The following is a 20,963-nucleotide window of genomic DNA, read 5'->3' on the forward strand; positions in this document are numbered from 1 at the left end:
CCAACTTCTCATAGTATCGTAACGTATTGTGTTTTTAAAAATTATCTCTGGTCCAGGAGAGTAATCATTCTATTCTTTTGTCAGCATTTTTGATAGTTGCAGGAGCTTTGATTCTTCAAAATCATCTGCAATTGCCTGAAGTCCAATAGGAAGTCCTTGAAGATCCTTTCCATAAGGAAAAGAAATTCCCGGAACGCCCGCAACGTTTGCCTGCACTGAAAATAAATCCGCCAGGTACATCTCCAGGGGATCACTTGTGTGTTCTCTGAGTTTGAATGCAGTAGTCGGCGCTGTTGGCATTACAATGAAATCGTATTGGCGAAAAACTTCTTTTGTCTGCTCCCGAATCAGTCTCCTTACCTTTTGAGCCTTTGTATAGTAAGCATCATAATAGCTTGAGCTAAGCACAAAGGTTCCTAACAAAATTCTCCGTTGCACTTCTTTTCCAAATCCTTCACTTCTTGTCTTCTTGTAGAGAGATTGTAGATCTTTTGTTTGTGGACTTCGGTATCCATATCGAACTCCGTCATATCTGGAAAGATTCGAACTCGCTTCGGCAGTTGCCAGAATATAGTATGTTGGCAAAACGTGTTTCAACATAGGGAAATCAATCGGCTCTGCAGTGTGACCTCCCGATTGCAATTCGGAGATTACTTCTTTCATGGCTGATTTTATTTCCGGTTGAATTGAATCGGATTCAAGAGTGTCTTTAAGATATGCTACTTTAAATTTCTTTGGATGACCAAGTTCTGATGAATAATCCGGAACGGCTTTATGAGATACGGTACTGTCGTAATCATCGTGACCTGCGATTACACTTAAAACTAAAGCAATATCTTCCGTACTCTTTGAAAAAATACCAATACAATCAAATGAGGATCCATAGGCCACCAGTCCATGACGTGAGATTCTGGAGTAAGTAGGTTTTAATCCAACAACCCCACAAAATGCTGCAGGTTGACGAACGGATCCTCCGGTATCAGAGCCAAGTGAAACCTGACACATATCCGCGGCGACTGCAACAGCGGATCCACCGGAAGAACCGCCGGGAACGCGTGTATTATCAACGGGATTTAACACGGGGCCAAAAGCTGAGTTTTCATTGGAAGACCCCATCGCGAACTCATCACAATTTTGTCTGCCAATGATGATAGCATCTTCATCCAGTAGTCTTTGAACAGCTGTCGCTGTAAACTGAGAGACGAAGCCGTCGAGAATTTTACTTCCTGCCTGAAGCGGATGGTCTTTGTAGCATAGAACATCCTTTAAGCCAACGACCATGCCGGCGAGTTTGCCAGCATGGTCGTTCTTAATTTTCTTATCGATTTCTGAAGCTCTTGCAAGGGCTTCTTCTTCATAGATACTTAGAAAAGCATTGAGATGAGACTGTTCACGTATTTTAGAAAGATGGAACAGAACACGGTCCACGCAAGAGAAATTTCCAGTGCGAAGATTGCTCTGAATTTCTAAAAAGCTTGAATGGGTTTCCAATGCTTACTTACCGTCATCGAGCCGGCCAGTTTTATTGCCAGCATCTTCAACTTCTTTCTTTACATCGCTTACAGCATCCTTGAATTCGCGTACTCCCTTGCCAAGTCCCTTCATGAATTCAGGGATTTTCTTAGCTCCGAAAAACACCAATACAACTACACCGATCAACAACATTTCGTTGAAACCAACGCCGCCTAAAATCAAAAGGATCGCTTTCATAATTTTATCTTTAGAACCTCAAAATTAGCTTAAAATTTTGAATTTCTTCCACCATTCATGGAAGTGCTGAAAGTGCACGGAATGGGCTTTAAATCAATCTTTTAGCCAGGTTTGGGGATCCAGAGCTAAGGTATTTTTGCGAATCTGGAAGCGGAGTTCTGAGATCCCTTCGCTGTTGACCAGCATTTTACCAATCTCCTGATTGGTGATGACTTTCTGACCTTTTTTAACGGATACGTCTTTAAGGCCGGAATATACAGTGAAGTACTCTCCATGACTGATAAGTACAGTGTTTCCTAGTGTAGGGATAAATGCTACGGCCCGGACTTCACCGGAAAATATCGTCTTCACTTTCTCTCCCTGTGCTGTCTGAATATTGATGCCATCATTTTGCACAATAATACCTTTTAACAAAGGGTGATTTTGCCTACCAAATTTTTGTGATACGAATCCTGCGGCCGGCCATGGGAATTTATTTTTGTTTTCTTCAAAAGAATTGGAAAGGGCAACGACATTATCAGTTGGCTTGGCTGCTTCCTTTTTATTTTTTGCAGCGGCAGCCTCACGTGCTTCTCTTGCAGCACGTTCCATTTCCTCTTTGATAATATCGCTGATTACCTTATCAAGTTTGGCAACTGCTTTTCTCGTTTCTTCCAGATCTACTTTGAGCCTTTTTTCCTCTTTTGTAAGAGAATGAACAATTACATTTTGTTTTTGCTTAAGGCCATCCAGGTTATTTTTCTCAGACAATTCTTCGTTCAACAGTTTATTCTTGTCATCTTTTTTCCCTTCGATCACAAGCACTTGCTCAGCGAGATGTTCCTGAACTCTTTTAATAACGACAGCCTGTTCTTTTCTGGCGGTGCCATATTGCTCCATGTATTTGATGCGCATGGCAAGCTGATCGAAGGTAGAGGCGGAAAACAGGAACATCAATTTTGAAACACCACCACTTGTTTTTTGAGCAGAGAAAACCATGGAGCCATACTCGGCCTTAAGACGATTTAAATCGGTTTGTAGTGCTTTTAAGATCTCGTTGTTCTCTCCGATATCCATGTTCATCAACTCAATCTCGGATTGTACCGATACAATGAGGGCTTCCTGCTGACGGATGCGCTGTGTGATTGCGGCAAGCTCACCTAATGAACTGCTTTTTTGCTGAGAGGTTTCTTTGAGGATCTTTTCGGTTTCTTTGATCTTATCAAGATTCTGCTGTTTTTCTTTTTGCAGTTGTGATTTAGTTCGTTGTGCCTCGACGCCCGAAACGAACAAAAAAAATAAAATCAGGAAACAGAGTTTTTTACCTGCGATCATATTTCCGTGGAATTTTAAACGGAAATTTCAATTCTTTATCGCCTACTTCGGCTTTGTTATACTCCAGTATGATAGAAGTATTAAGAAGGCCCTTCGCGGTTTTGTATATGATATTCACGCCGCCACTGTAAGGAAAAGTTTTATCTCCCACGACTTGAAAATTGGAGTAATTCAGAACAACAGAGTTATTGGTGCTTGCCTCTTTCATTTCTACCTTCTCCAGTTTCCGGCTGGCAGCATTGATATAATTCTTAACGTTGACAGTGCCGCGTTGTTGTTCCAAAAGATTGAAACTTGGCCCTGGTGTGATCTTATCCTCTTCCATGCGTGGAGAAATCAAATTAGCGAGGATGGCGGATTGGATGGTATAATAATTGACTTCAAAATTGAAGCGTTGAGAAAGTTCCTTGTAATCGAAAACATAGTATTCCTTGTCAACAGTGCTTACAATTGTAACAGAGTCTTTATTGATCAAGGCCTTTCCGCCCTGAACGCCAATAACTGAAAAAGTCATCCAGATTACGCTGTCTTTGCGGATGCGGATATTAGCTGTGACTTCACGTTCCTTGTTGTCGTCACGGAAAACCATGCGTGCTTTTCCATGAAAATATTCGAAATCAATCTCCTGAATTTCCAGAGTAGCGGGTGGAGGAGGAATTGTAGGTAATACTTTTTTACTGCAGGAAAAAAGCAGAGCTACAGATAAGATGACTAAAGCCGGGTATTTCATCAGGTGCCCAAAGGTACGGCTTGAAAGGAAAAAATAATAGCCTTATTAAAGACGGCTAATAAAGCCTTCGATTGGCGATTTTTTTGTCAATGAGATCGTGTTGCGAGGTGAGGGCCCTGGCTTTTTGCCATTGCGAGACAGCCCCGTCCACATCTCCCAACTGAAAGAGAATATCCCCATAGTGTTCAAAAAGTGTTGAAGAGATATTCGGCTGACTCATAGCACGTTCCATAACTTTTTTGGCCTCTTTATATTTCTCACGGGTGTACAAAACCCAGGCATAAGTGTCAAGGAAAGAGGAGCTATTGGGTTTTAGTTTGGTAGCAAGTGCCGCCATTTTCTCAGCTTTTTCCAGATTTTCCTTTCGGAGAGCGAGATAGTAACTGTAGTTATTCAGTACGAAATCATTGTTGGGATTAAAGGAAAGCACGTCCTCATAAGCCTTGTCGGATTTTGCATATTCTTTGGTGCCGTTGTAGGCGTCTCCAAGCATGCTGTTGATGTCACTGACAAATTCCTGATTGTTTGTTGAAAGTCTTTTTGCCTGCTCAAGAGAATATGCAGCCTCACGAAAATGATTAAGGCGAAAATGTCCATATCCGTTAAAGTAATGCAGCAAGGCCTGGTTCGGGAATATTTCCAGTGCCTGCTCTGAATGAAAGATCAGACTGTCAAACTTGTTACCAGAAGATTCCAGTGACAGCAGATTTTGCCAGGCTTCAAAAGTTGCAGAGCCATGTTGAACGGCTTCAAGGAATTCATGCTCAGCCTCTGCATTTCTTTTTAGAATAAGAAAAAGATCTCCACCAACGATGTGAACGTTGGGATCGTCGAAGTAATTTTTTCTTAGCTGATTAAATAGACCAAGTGTAAAAGACTCAAGTTCAGAATCTGCAACATTCTTGATTTTGTTCTGACGGATCTGATCATTGTAACTACTAACAACCACAACTTTCGAACTGACATCAATTGAATTATCCTGAAAGGCTGCCAAAAGAATTTCCCTGGCTTTTTTCTCCTGGGCGGTGGCGCGATATAGTTGAGCTAAAAGAATTTTTGAAATGCCAGCATCCTGATGATTTACAATAAATTTTTCCAAAGATTCAATAGCTTTTTTTTCCTGACCCTTTTGCGCCAGTACTTCCGCAAAGCTCATTGCATATCGTTCATCTTCAGGAAACGCTTTTAATAATTTTTCACCTTCCTCAATTGCTTCACTCACTTTTCCCTGATCAAGATATATTTTTTGCTTTTGAAGAGAAGATACTTCATTAATACCCATCAGGTTTTCTGCCTTATCATAGACTTTAATGGCTTCATCTGGTTTTTTATCATATTGATAAATGGCAGCTAACTCATACAAATGCTCCTCGCTTCCTTTCACTTCTTTGAACATTGCTTCCAGTACTTGCTCTGCCTTCTGGAAATTATTCATTGCAGTAAAAATGTTGGAAGCCAGCAAATAGAAGTATTTATTCTTCTTATCAAGTCTGATTGCAGTTTCTATGCTGATCGCCGCACGTTGAAGATCTTCGTCTTTGTTGCTCTTTGAAAGTATCTCAGCAATCTTGTAATGAATGGTTGGATTCTCAGGATTTAATTCAATAACCCGTTGAAAACTCCTGAGAGCTTTAGCGTAATCTTCCAGAATAAAATATTTCTCACCTTCGGTAAAGAAATATTCAGCTTCGCGAAGACGTGTATCATTAGGTTGCGAATCAGGAGGTCCTTTTCTGCGTTCACGCTGGGCGCACGCAGGAGAGTAAATAACTGCCAGAAGCAGTATTGAAAGGGCAGCTATATTATAGAAACTGTATTTTCTCACCGTATCACACTATAATCACCAAGACTTGCATCTGAAGACCGGGATTCAAAATTAACGAAATTCCCTAACATAGAGTTGTCCAGACTGGCCTTGTTGATCGTGCAATTTTTCTGAATAATAGAGTTTTTAATCGTGGAATCCTTGATTACAGAATCATCACTAATCGACACAAAAGGCCCAACCGTAGAATTTTCCACGACAACGTTGGCACCAAGAAATACTGGTGGCAGGATAGTTGAGTTAATAATTTTTGCAGAGGCAGAGACGAGGGCATCCTTATCCAGAAATCCAAGATATCTCTGATTGGTTTGAACCATATTATCCTTGTTGCCGCAATCCAGCCATTCCGTTACTTCACCAGGTACAAACCTTGCACCTTTGCGTTTCATATTTTCAAGTGCGGTAGTGAATTGGTATTCGCCCTTTTCTTTAATGTCGTTATCCAATAAATACTGCATTTCGTTTTTCAATTTTTCTCCGTCGCGGAAAAAATAAATACCGATGATGGCAAGATCGGAGACAAAGACTGCTGGCTTTTCAATAAGCTCCGTAATTGTACCACCCTCATCAAGCTTTACAACACCAAACTGAGAAGGATCCTTAACTTTCTGAACCCAGATGATTCCATCCTTTCCGGTATCAAGTTTGAAGTCGGCACGGAATAAGGTATCAGCGAATGCCACAATTATTTTCCCTTTGAGAATTTCTTTGGCAAAAAGTACGGCATGAGAAATCCCAAGCGCTTTATCCTGGTAGAAAATTTTCCCCTCTGCACCGACAGCTTTGGCAACGGCTTTGAGATCCTCTTCTACTTGCTTACCAAAACTGGGATGAATGATGAACCCGATACTTTCAATTTTTTCAGGGCAAACCTTAGCGATATCTTCCACCAAACGGTGAACGATTGGCTTGCCAGCAATTGGCAATAATGGTTTTGCAGTGGTAATTGTGTGAGGACGAAGGCGCTTGCCGAGTCCAGCCATTGGGATAATTATATTCATAGTGAATTAAATTTCAATCGACAGAAGAGCGCCAGTAGTTCTTTTCGAACATAAAAACAACGGCAAGGAAAAACAGAATGACCAGTGCGTGAAAAGAAGTTGCCAGAACCTGATTGGATATTGTCACATAACCAGAAATGAGAATCAATGACCATGTCAGTATCAAATATCCAAACTCACTTAATAATTTGTAAGGAACAGGGAAATACTTCTGGCCCAATGCATAGCAGATCATCGCCATAAAAAAATAGCACAGTAATGTAGCCCAGCTGCTGCCCATATATCCATACAATGGAATCAGAAAATAATTCAATGCCACAGTTATCACGACACCGATTACTGTAATAATTGTGCCAAAGTAGGTCTTGCCATTCAGCTTGAACCATACTGAAATGTTATAATAAACTCCGAAAAAGATCATCCCTGTCATCAGAATAGGCACCACATCCAACCCTTCCCAGAATGTACTTCCAATGATATATTTTAAAAGATCCAGATTGATTGTCACACCTAACAAGATAAAGCAGCAGACCAATGTGAAGTAATGATTCACTTTGGCGAAGAGGAGTGGAGAATTTTTATTCGATGCATGAGAGAAGAAAAAAGGCTCTGCAGCGAAACGAAATGCTGTTACAGCCACAGCCATGATCACTGAAAATCGATACGCTGCTCCAAAGATTCCTAAAGCGTAATCTGCGTCTCTTCCGGGATAGAAATTTTCCGGAAGCCAGCTGATGAGCATAATTCTTGAAAAATTCTCATTTGCAATGCCTGCTAAACCCGTAAGCATAATAGGAAATGCATAAGAGAACATGGTTGAGAAAACCTGTTTGTCAAATGTAGGCCGCCATGAAACCAGAGTTTTTAAAAAGAACAAAAGATAGAACGAGTTGGCAATCAGATTGGCAAGCAGCATGTAGCCAATGCCGAACTCGGGATTATAAATGATGAGTAGAAAGTAAATGTTTAACCCGATCTGAAGAGCAACATTTATAATTTTTGCTGTTGCAAACAGCGCTGCTTTCTTTTGCAGCCTTAGTCGGGCAAACGGAATGGATACTGACGCATCAATGAACAGGATTATCGCCAGCCATACTATAAACTCCGGATGATTAGGCACATTGAAGTATTGCGCAAGCGGGCCGGCGAATAGAGCAATTGTAACGGAAATAATAAAACTAATAGCGAGAACAAAAGTTTGTGTGATCCTGAAGACTTTTTGTTCATTGGCCCCCTCTTTAGTTGCGTAGTTGAAATACGTTGTCTCCATCCCAAAGAGATAGACAACGATCAGAAATCCAACCCAGGCGTATAGATTAATATAAATCCCATAATCCTTCTGGAGAAAGATCCGGGTGTGCAGCATGATGAGGAAAAAATTTAGTGTTCGGGGAAGAATGCTTCCTAAGCCATACAGCAACGTTTGACCAGCAAGAGCTTTTAATTTATTCATGATGCTGGTAAGAAAGTCGGGACATGAATAATGATTCTACTGAACCGTTGTTAATTGTTGTTTCAGGTTCGTAAGGATATCCTTTGTCATTTCCTCCAAACCGAATTGATGCTTCCAACCCCAGTCAGCCCTTGCAGGAGCATCATCAATACTCTTAGGCCAGGAGTCTGCAATTGCCTGGCGAAAATCAGGTTTGTAAGTGATGGAAAAATCAGGAATGAATTTTTTAATTGTAGAAGCAATTTGCGCCGGACAGAAGCTCATGGATGAAACATTATAGCTTGTCCGCACCTTTACTTTTTCTGCCGGTGCTTCCATAAGATCGATGGTGGCTTTTACCGCATCTTCCATGTACATCATGGGTAGATATGTGTCTGCTGCGAGAAAGCATTCATATTTTTTTTCCTGTAAAGCTTTGAAGTAAATATCAACAGCATAATCCGTTGTGCCTCCACCGGGAGGAGTTTTCCATCCAATAAGTCCTGGGTAACGAAGGCTCCTTACATCAACACCATATCTTCTGAAATAATATTCACACCAGAGTTCTCCTGCCAGCTTGGTGATTCCATAAACAGTTGTCGGATCCATAATCGTATCCTGAGGAGTATTTTGCTTGGGAGTCGTTGGGCCAAATGCAGCAATGGAGCTGGGCCAGTAAACTTTATGAAGTTTTAATTCCAAAGCAGCCTCCAGAACAAAGAGTAAGCTTTCCATATTGAGCTTCCACGCCCATCTTGGATCTTTTTCGCCTGTTGCAGAGAGAAGAGCAGCAAGATGATAAACCTGAGTTACCTCGTTTTTCTTCAGGATGTCAAACAGCTTTTCGCGCTGCATAACATCAAATTTTTCGTATCGACCTTCTTTAAGAATTCCTACTGGATCTTTTATATCAGAAGAGATAACATTGTCCTGGCCGTAAATTTTCCAAAGCCCCTGCGTAAGTTCACTACCGAGCTGACCACCTGCTCCTATTAATAGAATTGTCGTTTTCTTCATTGATAAGTATCTGAGACCTTCTCGAAAGTTATCAAAATTTCACATTTACACCCTGTCCCGTTAGATTTGTCAGGAAATAGCATTTAAGAGTAGAATTCCAGCTATTGTTGTAAATCAAAAAAGCCTTCCATGTATAAGAAACTCCAACCTGTATTAGAAAAAGAACTAGCATCCATTCGTGAAGCAGGACTTTATAAAAGAGAACGCATTATCACGACACCACAAGGTGCCGATATAAAAACTTCTGATGGAAAAGAGGTTATTAATTTTTGTGCAAACAATTATCTGGGATTGTCATCACACCCGCGCGTTCTTGCCGCTGCCAAACACTCTATTGATACACACGGCTTTGGAATGTCAAGTGTACGGTTTATCTGTGGAACACAGGATATTCATAAAGAACTGGAGGAGAGCATCTCAAAATTCCTGGGAACAGAAGATACAATATTATATGCCGCAGCCTTTGATGCAAATGGAGGAGTATTTGAACCGTTGCTTGGCGCAGAGGATGCTATCATTTCAGATGAATTAAATCATGCGTCTATTATTGATGGCGTGAGATTGTGCAAGGCGATGCGTTATCGTTACAAGCACAATGACATGGATGATTTAAAAAAACAACTTGATGAGATCAAAGCTGCAGGTGCAAAACAAATCATGATTGTAACGGATGGTGCATTCTCCATGGATGGTACGATTGCTCAATTGGATAAGATCTGTGATCTGGCAGATCAGTATGAAGCACTTGTAATGACGGATGAATGTCATTCAACAGGATTTATCGGTAAGACGGGTAGAGGTGTGCCGGAGTATCGAAGTGTTACCGGACGTGTTGACATCATTACTGGTACATTGGGAAAAGCTCTGGGGGGTGCATCCGGTGGCTTTACTTCCGGTAGAAAAGAAATCATTGAACTATTGCGTCAGCGATCAAGACCTTACTTGTTTTCAAACACACTTGCTCCCTCCATAACAGGCGCATCCATAGAAGTTTTTAAAATGCTTTCTGAAACAACCGAACTCCGGGACAAGCTTGAAAGTAATACAAAGTATTTCAGAGAGCAGATGACGAAGGCAGGATTTGATATTAAGCCAGGAGAGCATCCTATTGTACCGATCATGTTGTATGAAGCGCCACTCGCTCAGAAGTTTGCAGATAGCTTACTGGAAAAAGGAATTTATGTGATAGGATTCTTCTTCCCGGTGGTTGCAAAGGGAAAAGCACGTATCCGGGTACAGTTATCCGCTGGCCACGAACGCCACCATTTAGACAAAGCGATCAAGGCCTTTACCGAAGTCGGAAAGGAACTTGGTGTATTGAAGTAAATCTTATTTTACTTTCTTTCTCAAGCCTTCTACGAGTTCCGGCTGTGTTGGATATAATCCAAAAAGCGGTTCCGCAGATCTGTCAGGCAAAAAGTAGATACGATCTTTCTTTCCTCTCAGCTTCAGCTTGCAGAGATTGAAGTAAGGTATCATCTTGATGGACTTGACTTCGGGCCATTCGTAATGTTCGGATTTCTTGTTGTTCATAACAATGATCCGTTTCTTACTGAAGGCCACACGCCTCAATTTGGAGGCAATCAGAAAATACAGCGCGATGAATGTCAGGCCGATGATGAAAAAAAGGAGAGGGGCCTTTTCATTTTCCTCAGCATTGCTGCGAAGGAAGAGAAGCATTCCACATAACCACTGTAATAATCCAAAGGCCAGAAAAAAGTACTTAGCGAAGTAAAACTTCACAGGACTGGCTTCTTTCATTTACATAAAAAGTTGGTTTTCAATGACTAAGATAACGAAATTATTAACATTTTGTTGTAATGACTCCGCTAGCTACTCATCAATTACAACTGGAAAGTCTTGTCCGCGTGAAAATGTATAAGGGTATTGAGGTTTTCCTTTGAGCTTTCGCGTCATCTCTGGTACCTGATCGTCAAGATATCCTTTCAATTCATAGATCGTTACTTTTCCATCTTTCGGCGCTCCGTCCGCATCACCTGTCAATCCCTTTATCAGTAGATAGGTAAACAAACCGTGACCCAACTCTGTAAACTCTGCAGCAAATTGTTCACTTCCGGCAGATGCCATAACGTGAATGCCTGCGCTTCGTGAGAGTTGAGCAATTGCTTTCTCTTCTGCAGCACCCCGTGTAGCCAGTAATTCAACAGATCCTCCACTCTGACAGGCATCCATAATGATGAGTTGCTTTAAGGCCTGAATGTTTTTGAATTTATCCTGCAGAACACTCGCCTCAATTGCATCTTTTTGTAATGAACTGAAATCATAAAGACGCAAACTTCCTGTTGGAATGAAAAAGAACTGATCATCCACCATGCTTCCATGCCCGGCATAATAGAAAATAAAAACATCGTCCTGATGAATCTTGGCTGCCAGCTCTTCAAGCTTTCTTAAAATGTTCTCACGTGTGGCTTCTGTATCAAATAGATTATGCACCTCCATGTTCTTATACAACTGTGTTCCGTGATCCTTCATCATCTTTCCAAATGATTCAGCATCGGGCTTTGCATAATTTAAAGACATCCGGGTATTCTTGTATTGATTAATTCCCACTGCGAGAACATAACACATGCTGGTCTTACCTGAACTTTCGGAAAACAGTTCTGCTGAATGCGGATCTGATTCAATTCTGTCTTTATTGATAGCGGAGGCTGTGATAGTATTATTTCCACCAACAAGATTGATCACATGTTTGTAAGTAACAGTCTTGTCTTTTCCATCCGGCATTTTTAATTCCGAATGATTGATGGGAATAGATTTTCCGTTGTGAAACAATTTTAGATTTTCAACCCCGGCACCATTGTCTGTGATCTTTATAAATACTTCTGCCTTACCTGATTCAGAAGAAAGGAGCGCCGCTACCTTAACAGAAGGAGGGGGAGATTTTTGCAGCATTCCCTGCATTCCTTTCTTCGGATCATCGCTGCCTCCACGATTCTGAAAGATCTTTGGCAACAGATCAGGACGATAGAATTCATTAAAGAACTGATCTGCGGAATATGTTTTCATACCATCCACAAAATGAATGTATTGACGGGCATCCTGTGTTCCATTAAAATATCCTTCCGGGTTCTTTACCATCCATTCGTTTTCACCAAAAAGAATGTGCTCGAAAAATTCTTTGCCTGAATTGAGATCCCAGAATTTTGTAGAGCCATCAAGACTGAGACTGATCAGCATTTTCCCATCAGGACTTAACAGAAGAGAGGTTACCTCTCCTTTGTGTCCTTCAAATGTTCGTACCACTTTGGAAGTTGCAACATCCCACACCCTGATCGTTCGGTCAGAGCCTCCTGAGTAAACAAATTTTCCATCGGCACTGAAAATTGCCATATGAACCCCTCCCGGAGTTTTGAATTTCCTGCTCAATAAGCCTGTATTGATATCCCAAAGCCGGATTGTGCCATCAGCACTGCTGCTCAATAGAGTATTCTGATCCGGTCCAAGATGCAATGACGTGATAAGGTCCTGGTGACCGAAAAATTCACGAACAGGGGTATGTGTATCAACTTCCCACATCTTCAACAGATTGCCGTGAGAGGATATTAAATAGAGATCATTTTTTCCCCAGAGGATATTAAATGCCGAACCCTCTTCTTTAAAGTCAAAGTACTGAAGTCGTTTTCCTGTTTTAAGATCATGCACTTTCATACTTCCATCCCAACTCGAGGAGGCAACCATGGTTTCATCATCATTAAAGTGAACTGAGAAAACAGGATGTTGATATGATTGGATAGTCTGAATGGAATCACCAGTCTTTGTATTCCAAAGAAGTATCTTTCCATCGCCACCGCCCGTGAGCATCTGTTTTCCGTCTTTGGAAAGATCATAGCATAGCACCGCTTTTTTGTGACCTACATATTCCATCGACGCCTTGCCGGTCGCGATGTCCCAGCGCTTTACTTTTGTCCCAAACTTTCCTTTGATCAATTCTTTTCCATCCTGTGTAAGCAGCAGTTGATTTTTTAATCGCACGTACTTCGCAATGTTGGAAGACCAGTAATCATCCTGATCATAAAGTAATCCACCCTTATCGCGGGCATTCAAAAAACCTGTCAGTAAGCCTGATGATTTCTTTTTTTGAAGATCCCAGATTACAGCGGTATTGTCATTGCAGGTAATGATGACTTGTTTTCCGTCTTTAGTAAAAATGGTTTCATTAATGTCCTCGCTAAGTGCGGGATTTATTCTTTCAATCTCTTTGCCGGACTCCTGATCCCAAAGAATAACATCTTTCTTGGTTGACATTAACAGCCTCTTATTGTCAGGACTAATATCAAGTGAGGTCAGGTCCTCTACTTTATCAAGATATTGTTTTACTAATTTTCCATACGTCAACTCATATTTTTTCACCTCACCATTGTGTGAAGCCATAAAAAGATTTTTGCTGTCCATTGAAAAGATGACCTGCGTTCCGCAACCTCCACAGTATCCCTCCGGAATTTCAAATTTGAATACCTGTTTCCAGTCGGAAGTACTATAAACGATGGCCATGCGATTATCCTGACCGAGTGCCAGCCATTTGCTGTCAGGACTGATGGCGATATTGACACCCGATCCAGAACCTTTATCAGCATTAACGCTGATTTTTTTTACAACTTTTTTATTCACATAATCATATACCCTGGCGGAATCGCTGTATCCTACTGTGATAAAATACTTTCCATCGGGACTAAACTCAACGTCGGTCAGAAAATCATCATCAGGTTCCGTGGAAAAAACCTCCCTGCCTGTTGTTACTTCCCAGATCTTTGCTGTTTTATCAGCGCTGCTGGTAATTAAATACTTTCCATCCTTGCTGAAGTCAATGGAGTTGACACCGAATTCATGTCCAAGAAAACTTCTTACTTCCCGGCCGGTGCTGATTTCCCATAGCTTGGCAGATTTGTCTCTGCTGCCCGTTGCAACATAATTACTATCCGGACTGATAGCCACCGATAGGACAGCCAGCTCATGTCCTTTTTGAATTACCGTTTCGATGGTTTGGGCGCTGCAAAAGATTGGTGCGTAAAACAGTATATAGAATAAGCGTTTCATAGGCATAAAGCTACTTTGAATCATGGGATCATTATAAGGATTTACCAATACATCGAAGATGAATTGATAAACAGAATTTCTAAGCTTTTACTTCCTGCGATTCTGCAGCCTCAGGCTCGATCAAAACCTCGTCCCACTTTTTGGGTTCTTCGTTATGGAGATATTCAAGGATCTTTTGTTCAACCTGGCGGAGCTTCAGACTCTTCAGGTATTTTCCATTACGTGTAAGGATAAGACGCCCGGTTTCTTCTGAAATAGCAAGGACCAGCGTATCGGTGGTTTCACTCATTCCGATTGCGGATCGGTGTCGTAAGCCGAAATGAGGCGGAAGATGATCGTTCTCACTGACGGGCAACACGCAACGCGCTGCCTTGATTCGTCCCTTTGAAATGATAACCGCACCATCGTGCAACGGACTGTTCTTGTTAAAAATTGAGATCAATAATCTTTTTGATACTTCAGCATCCAACGTATCTCCGGTTTCATTATAAAATTTCAACTCTGTATCCCTTGAAAAGACGATCAATGCTCCAGTCCGTGTTGCCTTAAGTGTTTTAACGGCTTCAATAACCTGGTGAACATCAAAATCATCATGAAAGCGATTCTGAAAATGGGCCAATGATTTGAAGAAATTTTTGTTCAGCTCCGTTGTGCGACCAATCACCAATAGAAATTTTCTAAGCTCTGGTTGAAAGAGAATGATCATTGCTAACACACCAACCCCCATGAACTGCCCCAGAATTTTTGCCAGCAATTCCATCTGTGCAGCCCGAACCACCAAATAGATAAGATAAAGTGATAGAATGCCGAGAAAAATATTAACGGCAAGACTTCCTCTTATCATCTTATAAATCTGATAAAGAAGAATGGTCACCAGGCCAATGTCGACAAGGTCAACCCAACTAACTTCAAGAAATGCTATTTTGAATGCCAGTATCACATTGTAAAGTTAATGCTTTTACAGACTATTTATCCTCCGGTCGCGTGGTATGGGTGATGGAGACGATCCTGGCAAACACTACTTCAATCTGGCAACAAGCCTCGCGCACTCTACCGCTTCTTTAACGTCATGTACCCTTAAAATATTTGCTCCGTTTACTAACGCTATTGAATTCAAAGCAGTGGTGCCATTAAGCGCATTTTCGGAACTAGTTTCAAGTGTTCTCCAGATCATTGACTTGCGTGATAATCCTGCCAGTATCGGCTGCCCCAGAATTCTGAAGTAATTCAGGTGCTGCAATATTTTAAAATTCTGATCTATGGTCTTGGCAAAACCAAAACCCGGATCGATGATAATGTCTTTTACACCCATCAGATGCAGTTGCCGGATCTTTGTTTGAAAATATAAGACCATCTCCTTTATGATATCTTCATACTCTGTCAATGTCAACATTGTTTCAGGAGTGCCTCTCATGTGCATGAGAATGTATGGAACTTTTAATGAAGCGACAGTTTCAAACATTTTTGGATCAAGCTCTCCACCTGAAATATCGTTGATCATGGATGCACCAGCCTCAATGGATTTTCGGGCCACCTCTGAACGAAAAGTATCAATAGATAAAATGGCTTCCGGGAAATTCTTTGTGATCAGCTCTATTACAGGAACCACTCTTCCAAGCTCTTCCTCCACTGAAATATTTTTAGCACCTGGTCGGGATGAATACCCCCCAACATCAATAAAATCCGCACCCTCTTCCAGCATTTTTCTCACCTGATTCAGAATTGTATTCTGATCTGCGAATTTTCCGCCGTCGTAAAAACTATCCGGCGTGATGTTCAGAATTCCCATTACGCGGGGAGGAGTCAATTCGGTGAGTTTGCCGCGGATGTTCAATGTTTTGTTGGTATAAAATACGTTATTTTGCACCCGCTTTATGATTTCAGAAACTTCCACACAATATAAAGAGGTAATCAGCGCCTGCCAAGAATTGTTTGCCAAGAAGACCCGTGACTATGGCACGGCCTGGCGTGTCCTGCGACTGCCCAGCATTACAGATCAGATCTACATAAAGGCTCAACGGATCCGCAGCATTCAGGAAAAAGGTATTCAGAAAGTAGAAGACGGCATTCGTGAAGAGTTCATGGGCATCATCAATTATTGCGCGATCGCGATGATTCAGATCAGGCTGGACGCCAACTCATCTCTTGAACTCACAGCAGAAGAAGTTGTTCCTCTTTATAATGAAGCGATGAAAGAGACTTTTGAGCTTCTGGAAAATAAGAATCACGACTATGGTGAAGCATGGAGGGAGATGAGGGTGAGCTCTATCACCGACATTATTCTTATGAAATTGTTAAGAGTGAAACAAATTGAAGACAATCAAGGTAAAACACTCGTAAGTGAAGGAGTGAAGGCAAATTATCAGGACATGATCAACTACGCTGTGTTTTGCCTTATTAAGTTAAAAAATTAACAAGGTTTTAACAGAATTTGTCGTTTCAGTAATGCAAAAAGTCATAGATCAGTTTTCTCGTTTTTTTGTTGGTGGACTTTTCATTTTTTCAGGATTGATCAAGATCAATGATCCGATCGGTACCGAAATAAAAATGGAAGAATACTTTGAAGTATTTGCCCTGGACTTCGGATCGTTCTTCCATTATTTCATTCCATGGTCATTGGAAATCGGAATGCTGATGATCGTGCTGGAACTCGCCCTTGGAGTTGCGATCCTGCTCTTTTACAGAATGCCCCTCACAACATGGATATTGCTGGCGTTGATGGTCTTCTTTACGTTCCTCACTTTCTATTCGGCATATTTTAATAAAGTAACGGATTGCGGATGCTTCGGTGATGCTATCAAGCTTACACCATGGGAATCTTTTACGAAAGACATTATCCTTATGGTATTTGTTCTCCACTTATTCTGGTACAGAAAAAGGTATCAGGCGGTCCTGAGAACATGGGAAGGTCACAGTGTGATCATCGCAACGATCTTAATAAGTTTTTTTGTTGGAATCTATGCAATCAATCATCTGCCATACATCGACTTCAGGGCCTACCGTGTTGGAAAGAATATTCCTCAGCAGATGCTACCGGGTGAAGTGCCGATCATTGAGTATGTCTTTGATAAGGATGGTAAAGAAGTTCGTTCAGATAAATTCCTGACTCCGGAACAAGGATATACTTACAAATCATCAAGCATTCTCAATGAGGATGCCATTAAGGCGAAGATTACCGACTACTCGGTGAGCGGACCGGAAGGAGAAGATCTCACACAGTCTTCTTTTCAAGGACCACAATTATTAATTATTATGTATGATGTGAATAAGGCCTCTGTGAAAAACATCGCAGAGATCCGCAGGCTTACCCGCGATCTGGATGGAAAAGTGAAAATGATGATTCTGACTTCATCATCAGCAGAATCAATTGAAACATTCAGACATGAACACCAGTTGGCGGTACCTTTTGCGTTTTCAGATGCTACTGTTTTGAAAACAATTATCCGTTCCAATCCTGGAATCGCTTTATGGAAGGATGGAACTGTTTTAGGGAACTGGCATCATAACAATACACCTTCTGCCAGTACAGTAATTGAAATGTTAAAATAATCTGTTCCATCAGATCAGACATGAAAATCTTTTTATTGGGTCTTCCGGGTTCTGGCAAAACAACACTGGGCAGGGAAATCGCCAAACTCCTGAAGACTCCTTTTGTCGACCTTGATGCTGAGATAGAGAAAACAGAAGGCACCACTATCCGGAAAATCTTTGAACAGAAAAAGGAAGACCACTTCAGAAAGGTTGAATCAGCTGAGCTTAAAAAATGGTGTGCATTATCAGGTGATTTTGTAATGGCAACCGGTGGGGGTGCACCTGTTTATTTTGATAACATCAATCATATCAACCAGTCAGGCCTCAGCATTTTTTTGGATGTTCCTGCAAGTGAAATCGCCAGGCGAATAGTACATAACAAACGTGCAGAAAGTCCTCATTTTGCCAACGCACATCCTGAAAGCATAAAAGATCATCTTGAGTTTATGCGGTCACACCGACTGCCGTTTTACCGCCAGGCTCATCATACCGTTTCCGGAACAACGATTACAGTTGCTGAGGTGATCGATCAGATTAAAAAGGGAACCCCACAGTAAACATTACCGAAGTTGTCTGGTTCTTCAATGTAACATTGTAGCTGGCTGGAATCGGCGACTGTGTTGTGTAAGGCGTATGAGTTGTATTTCCTTGCTGCAAGACGAAAGCCATATCAACATAGAAGGAAGGCCTTCTGTATCCGATACCAGCAGTGTAAGATGTCAATGTTCTGTCAACATCATTTTGTGCTGTCTTGTAAGGGTCGGGCATCAGATTGAATCCTCCCCTGAAACGATAGTTATTTAACCTGTATTCACCACCGACCCGGATGTTAAGAACAGATTGATATAAGGTCTTGATATCCTGGTTCTCCAGATCTGAAGTGCCAAGATTGGAATACTTTGAAGAACCATAGCTTAGATATTCCACATCGGCACTGATCAGCCCTTTCTTTTGGATGAAGAACGTGGCGCCTCCTGAAAATCTCCAGGGAGTAATGAGCGTATAATCATTCGTCAGGATGTCAAGGTTCTCTTTTACATTGTTCAGGAAGAAACCCGGGAAGTATTGATAATTATTCCACTTTGAACTCATCACTGCAGTATAGGTTTCGCTGATCGCATAGCTTGTTGGTGTTGCGAGAGAGAATCCTAATTGAACCTGATCGATAGGTCTTCCGATAATTCCAAGAGTGGCATTGATACCAGTTGCTGACAACTCCAGACTTTCGGTCAACGACATACTCTGCAATGGATTCAAAGAATAATTTTCTGAATAGGTAGCAGTAGTTTTATAATTGATAGTTGACAAACCCAACCCGCCACCAATAAAAATCCTGTCACTAAGATTTACTCCGTAAGAAAAACTCCATTGATTTTGTGCGCCGGTTGTTTTTACGGTCTCCTTTTGAACGATTGATTGAAGAGGAACACGGGAGTAGTAAAGATCTTTTGGTGCATTAAAATCCAATTCATTAAGCGGCCCGATCAGATAATTGTTGAAAGCCAGTCCGGTGAGTGTATTGTAATTGACCCCTTCAGGACGGGTGTTGGTACCAGATTGAAACTGGGTACTGTCCCTTCCGTCAGCCTGCTGCATGAAATAGTCAATGATAGAAGTAGAATCATTTCTTCCCGTGTAGGTGAAAGAATTATTGAAATCATTGATTCGGTTAAAGTTGATCGCAAACGTTCCTGACAGAAGTTTTGATCCATCTTTTTTTGAATTGAATGCAATTCCAAAGTTTGGAACAATGAGCTTGCTTCCGCTGTCATTGGTATTGGTGTTGATATAATTAGCGGAAGCACTCGTTATGCTGTATCCAAGCGTCAGTGAAAAATCTGAACGATTGAACATTCCTAAACCTGCCGGATTATAATACGCTGAACTTACATCGCCACCCAGTGAATTCTGCACACCACCCATTGCCCTGATTCTCGCCGAACCTCCAGCCTGAACTCTGCTGAAAAGATTCGCGTATTCAGGGAATGAGTAAACCTGTGCCGAAATCTCTTCGGAGGCAAGCAATAAGAATCCTGCGATCGCTATTACGACCTTAAACTTCATAGAAAATTTGATTTAGGATTAGTTTCTGCCGCGTGAATGGCTTGAAGTTGAACCGCCGCCTGAGCTGCTACCACCTCCACTACCAAACGATGAACCACGTGAACCGCTGCCAAATGATGAGCCGCTGTTACTGTTGTTATTCCAGAAATCAGCTGACTGACGTCGGCCACTGTTATCCCAACCGGAATTAGTGTTTCCTCCAGTGCTCCATCCGCTACGGTTATTGGTATTACCACCCGAAGCAGAGTTGCTGAAATTAGAAGCGTTGTTTCTCCAGCGACTATCATAATAGTTGCTTTGGCTATTGTTGCCTGATGTACGGCTTCCAATGCTGCTGCTGCGACCACCACCTGAAGCTGTACCTGCTGTACTTCCTGAACGTGTTCCTGAAGCATCATAGTAGGCATTGTTCAAAGCAGTTGAACGTGATACACGCTGTCTGTGTGAAACACCTTGTCCTTCACCAACAACGATGACATTTCCATAATTATAGCCATAGTTTGGATAATAGCTTCCATAACCATAGTAAGAACTGAACATAGATCCGTAACCGTATCCATAGCCCATTCCCATACCAAAGCCACTCATTCCATATCCACCATAAGGGCTATACATTCCATACATGCTGTATGGTGAGTAGAAACTGCTGTAAGGAGAATAAAAAGAACTATAAGGAGAATAGAAGCTTGAATATCCATAAGGACTTCCAAAGCCACCGTATCCACCACCATAGCTACCGTAACCTGCAAAGTATGGATTGCTGTAAGGTGAATTTCCGTAATAGTTGCTATACGCAGTATTTCCACCATTGTAAAGATTGCTGTTTACATTGGTAGGCTGTGGCTGATATCCTGAAAGAAAATAGTCAGGATCATTCTGAACCAATGAGGTTCCATTCTTTGATTGTGCTTTTGACTCTGGGTTTACTCCGCGACCGGAATAACTATCAGAAGGATTAACCGGGTTGGAATTAACCGCAGTAAGATCTTCCTGTTGGTAACGTTTTGCAAGAACGACTTCATTAACCTTGTTCAATTGAACACGGTCTTTAGCATTGAAATACATGTCATCATCCTCCTGAGCAAACGCCGCCACTGACATTCCTAAAGTCAATAAAACTAAAGTGTATTTGGTTTTCATAGTCGTAGGATTTATCTCTAATATACTATTAACGTAAAGTTAGCAAGGATGGTGCCGTTTATCAACGATTTCTCCGTACTGATTTCACTGAATTTATGAGGAAAAAACTACGCAATTCTCTCATTTCACTTTAAAAACGCAAAA

At 41.4% G+C, this 20,963-nt stretch carries 18 protein-coding genes; 4 read left to right on the plus strand and 14 right to left on the minus strand.

Features of this window, described 5'->3' with window-relative positions; genetic code table 11:
• Nucleotides 1-69 precede the first annotated feature (69 nt).
• The 8 genes from gatA to HOP08_12115 all read right to left on the minus strand — a co-directional run bounded on the left by gatA (nt 70) and on the right by HOP08_12115 (nt 9,029).
• Nucleotides 70-1,491, minus strand: a complete 1,422-nt coding sequence (gene gatA, locus HOP08_12080; protein ID NOT75657.1) for an Asp-tRNA(Asn)/Glu-tRNA(Gln) amidotransferase subunit GatA — start codon at nt 1,489-1,491, stop codon at nt 70-72.
• 3 nt (nt 1,492-1,494) lie between these two features.
• Nucleotides 1,495-1,710, minus strand: coding sequence for a twin-arginine translocase TatA/TatE family subunit (locus tag HOP08_12085; GenBank protein NOT75658.1), 216 nt, complete (start codon nt 1,708-1,710; stop codon nt 1,495-1,497).
• Between the two features lie 93 nt (nt 1,711-1,803).
• Nucleotides 1,804-3,024, minus strand: a complete 1,221-nt coding sequence (locus HOP08_12090; GenBank protein ID NOT75659.1) for a peptidoglycan DD-metalloendopeptidase family protein — start codon at nt 3,022-3,024, stop codon at nt 1,804-1,806.
• The gene (locus tag HOP08_12095) at nt 3,011-3,754 is read right to left on the minus strand and encodes a DUF4292 domain-containing protein (GenBank protein NOT75660.1); all 744 of its coding nucleotides are present in this window, start codon (nt 3,752-3,754) and stop codon (nt 3,011-3,013) included. Before HOP08_12095 ends, HOP08_12090 begins: the two co-directional genes overlap by 14 nt.
• Nucleotides 3,755-3,809: 55 nt before the next feature.
• Nucleotides 3,810-5,579, minus strand: coding sequence for a tetratricopeptide repeat protein (locus HOP08_12100; protein NOT75661.1), 1,770 nt, complete (start codon nt 5,577-5,579; stop codon nt 3,810-3,812).
• Entirely contained in the window at nt 5,576-6,580 is a 1,005-nt protein-coding gene (locus tag HOP08_12105) for a nucleotidyltransferase (protein NOT75662.1), read from the minus strand. The genes HOP08_12100 and HOP08_12105 overlap by 4 nt, the downstream gene beginning before the upstream one ends.
• A 13-nt stretch (nt 6,581-6,593) precedes the next feature.
• Nucleotides 6,594-8,033 (minus strand): oligosaccharide flippase family protein, encoded by a 1,440-nt coding sequence (locus HOP08_12110; GenBank protein NOT75663.1) that lies wholly within the window; start codon nt 8,031-8,033, stop codon nt 6,594-6,596.
• A 36-nt stretch (nt 8,034-8,069) separates the two neighbouring features.
• Nucleotides 8,070-9,029, minus strand: coding sequence for an NAD-dependent epimerase/dehydratase family protein (locus HOP08_12115; protein ID NOT75664.1), 960 nt, complete (start codon nt 9,027-9,029; stop codon nt 8,070-8,072).
• Nucleotides 9,030-9,158: 129 nt separating this feature from the next.
• On the opposite strand from HOP08_12115, the gene kbl reads away from it, so the two are divergent.
• Nucleotides 9,159-10,355 (plus strand): glycine C-acetyltransferase, encoded by a 1,197-nt coding sequence (gene kbl, locus HOP08_12120; protein ID NOT75665.1) that lies wholly within the window; start codon nt 9,159-9,161, stop codon nt 10,353-10,355.
• A gap of 3 nt (nt 10,356-10,358) precedes the next feature.
• Here kbl and HOP08_12125 read toward each other — a convergent pair whose 3' ends face one another.
• The 4 genes from HOP08_12125 to folP all read right to left on the minus strand — a co-directional run bounded on the left by HOP08_12125 (nt 10,359) and on the right by folP (nt 15,873).
• The gene (locus HOP08_12125) at nt 10,359-10,790 is read right to left on the minus strand and encodes a hypothetical protein (protein NOT75666.1); all 432 of its coding nucleotides are present in this window, start codon (nt 10,788-10,790) and stop codon (nt 10,359-10,361) included.
• 72 nt (nt 10,791-10,862) lie between these two features.
• Entirely contained in the window at nt 10,863-14,084 is a 3,222-nt protein-coding gene (locus tag HOP08_12130) for a hypothetical protein (GenBank protein NOT75667.1), read from the minus strand.
• 79 nt (nt 14,085-14,163) lie between these two features.
• Nucleotides 14,164-15,024 (minus strand): TIGR00159 family protein, encoded by an 861-nt coding sequence (locus HOP08_12135; protein ID NOT75668.1) that lies wholly within the window; start codon nt 15,022-15,024, stop codon nt 14,164-14,166.
• 78 nt (nt 15,025-15,102) lie between these two features.
• The gene (gene folP / locus HOP08_12140; protein ID NOT75669.1) at nt 15,103-15,873 is read right to left on the minus strand and encodes a dihydropteroate synthase; all 771 of its coding nucleotides are present in this window, start codon (nt 15,871-15,873) and stop codon (nt 15,103-15,105) included.
• 85 nt (nt 15,874-15,958) lie between these two features.
• Here folP and HOP08_12145 point away from each other — a divergent pair, with 85 nt between their 5' ends.
• Genes HOP08_12145 through HOP08_12155 form a run of 3 tightly spaced genes read left to right on the plus strand, consistent with a single transcriptional unit; the run spans nt 15,959 to nt 18,172 of the window.
• Complete coding sequence (locus HOP08_12145) at nt 15,959-16,498, plus strand: DUF1599 domain-containing protein (GenBank protein ID NOT75670.1); 540 nt, start codon at nt 15,959-15,961, stop codon at nt 16,496-16,498.
• Nucleotides 16,499-16,529: 31 nt separating this feature from the next.
• Nucleotides 16,530-17,633: a DoxX family protein gene (locus HOP08_12150; GenBank protein ID NOT75671.1), complete on the plus strand. Its 1,104-nt coding sequence runs from the start codon at nt 16,530-16,532 to the stop codon at nt 17,631-17,633.
• Between the two features lie 20 nt (nt 17,634-17,653).
• The gene (locus tag HOP08_12155; protein ID NOT75672.1) at nt 17,654-18,172 is read left to right on the plus strand and encodes an AAA family ATPase; all 519 of its coding nucleotides are present in this window, start codon (nt 17,654-17,656) and stop codon (nt 18,170-18,172) included.
• On the opposite strand, the gene HOP08_12160 is transcribed toward HOP08_12155, so the two are convergent.
• Nucleotides 18,150-19,679: a hypothetical protein gene (locus HOP08_12160; GenBank protein ID NOT75673.1), complete on the minus strand. Its 1,530-nt coding sequence runs from the start codon at nt 19,677-19,679 to the stop codon at nt 18,150-18,152. The genes HOP08_12155 and HOP08_12160 overlap by 23 nt on opposite strands.
• Before the next feature lie 18 nt (nt 19,680-19,697).
• Entirely contained in the window at nt 19,698-20,819 is a 1,122-nt protein-coding gene (locus HOP08_12165) for a hypothetical protein (protein NOT75674.1), read from the minus strand.
• Nucleotides 20,820-20,963: the final 144 nt, after the last annotated feature.

It is taken from the genome of Cyclobacteriaceae bacterium (assembly GCA_013141055.1).
Taxonomy (GTDB): domain Bacteria; phylum Bacteroidota; class Bacteroidia; order Cytophagales; family Cyclobacteriaceae; genus ELB16-189.

What these genes read in the sequence shown, in the direction of transcription:
- HOP08_12130 (NOT75667.1), bottom strand. Translation starts at nt 14,084, where the DNA reads ATGAAACGCTTATTCTATATACTGTTTTACGCACCAATCTTTTGCAGC.
- HOP08_12145 (NOT75670.1), top strand. Translation starts at nt 15,959, where the DNA reads ATGATTTCAGAAACTTCCACACAATATAAAGAGGTAATCAGCGCCTGC.
- HOP08_12090 (NOT75659.1), bottom strand. Translation starts at nt 3,024, where the DNA reads ATGATCGCAGGTAAAAAACTCTGTTTCCTGATTTTATTTTTTTTGTTC.
- HOP08_12165 (NOT75674.1), bottom strand. Translation starts at nt 20,819, where the DNA reads ATGAAAACCAAATACACTTTAGTTTTATTGACTTTAGGAATGTCAGTG.
- HOP08_12125 (NOT75666.1), bottom strand. Translation starts at nt 10,790, where the DNA reads ATGAAAGAAGCCAGTCCTGTGAAGTTTTACTTCGCTAAGTACTTTTTT.
- HOP08_12085 (NOT75658.1), bottom strand. Translation starts at nt 1,710, where the DNA reads ATGAAAGCGATCCTTTTGATTTTAGGCGGCGTTGGTTTCAACGAAATG.
- HOP08_12105 (NOT75662.1), bottom strand. Translation starts at nt 6,580, where the DNA reads ATGAATATAATTATCCCAATGGCTGGACTCGGCAAGCGCCTTCGTCCT.
- HOP08_12150 (NOT75671.1), top strand. Translation starts at nt 16,530, where the DNA reads ATGCAAAAAGTCATAGATCAGTTTTCTCGTTTTTTTGTTGGTGGACTT.
- HOP08_12095 (NOT75660.1), bottom strand. Translation starts at nt 3,754, where the DNA reads ATGAAATACCCGGCTTTAGTCATCTTATCTGTAGCTCTGCTTTTTTCC.
- folP (NOT75669.1), bottom strand. Translation starts at nt 15,873, where the DNA reads ATGGGAATTCTGAACATCACGCCGGATAGTTTTTACGACGGCGGAAAA.
- HOP08_12155 (NOT75672.1), top strand. Translation starts at nt 17,654, where the DNA reads ATGAAAATCTTTTTATTGGGTCTTCCGGGTTCTGGCAAAACAACACTG.
- HOP08_12110 (NOT75663.1), bottom strand. Translation starts at nt 8,033, where the DNA reads ATGAATAAATTAAAAGCTCTTGCTGGTCAAACGTTGCTGTATGGCTTA.
- HOP08_12115 (NOT75664.1), bottom strand. Translation starts at nt 9,029, where the DNA reads ATGAAGAAAACGACAATTCTATTAATAGGAGCAGGTGGTCAGCTCGGT.
- kbl (NOT75665.1), top strand. Translation starts at nt 9,159, where the DNA reads ATGTATAAGAAACTCCAACCTGTATTAGAAAAAGAACTAGCATCCATT.
- HOP08_12160 (NOT75673.1), bottom strand. Translation starts at nt 19,679, where the DNA reads ATGAAGTTTAAGGTCGTAATAGCGATCGCAGGATTCTTATTGCTTGCC.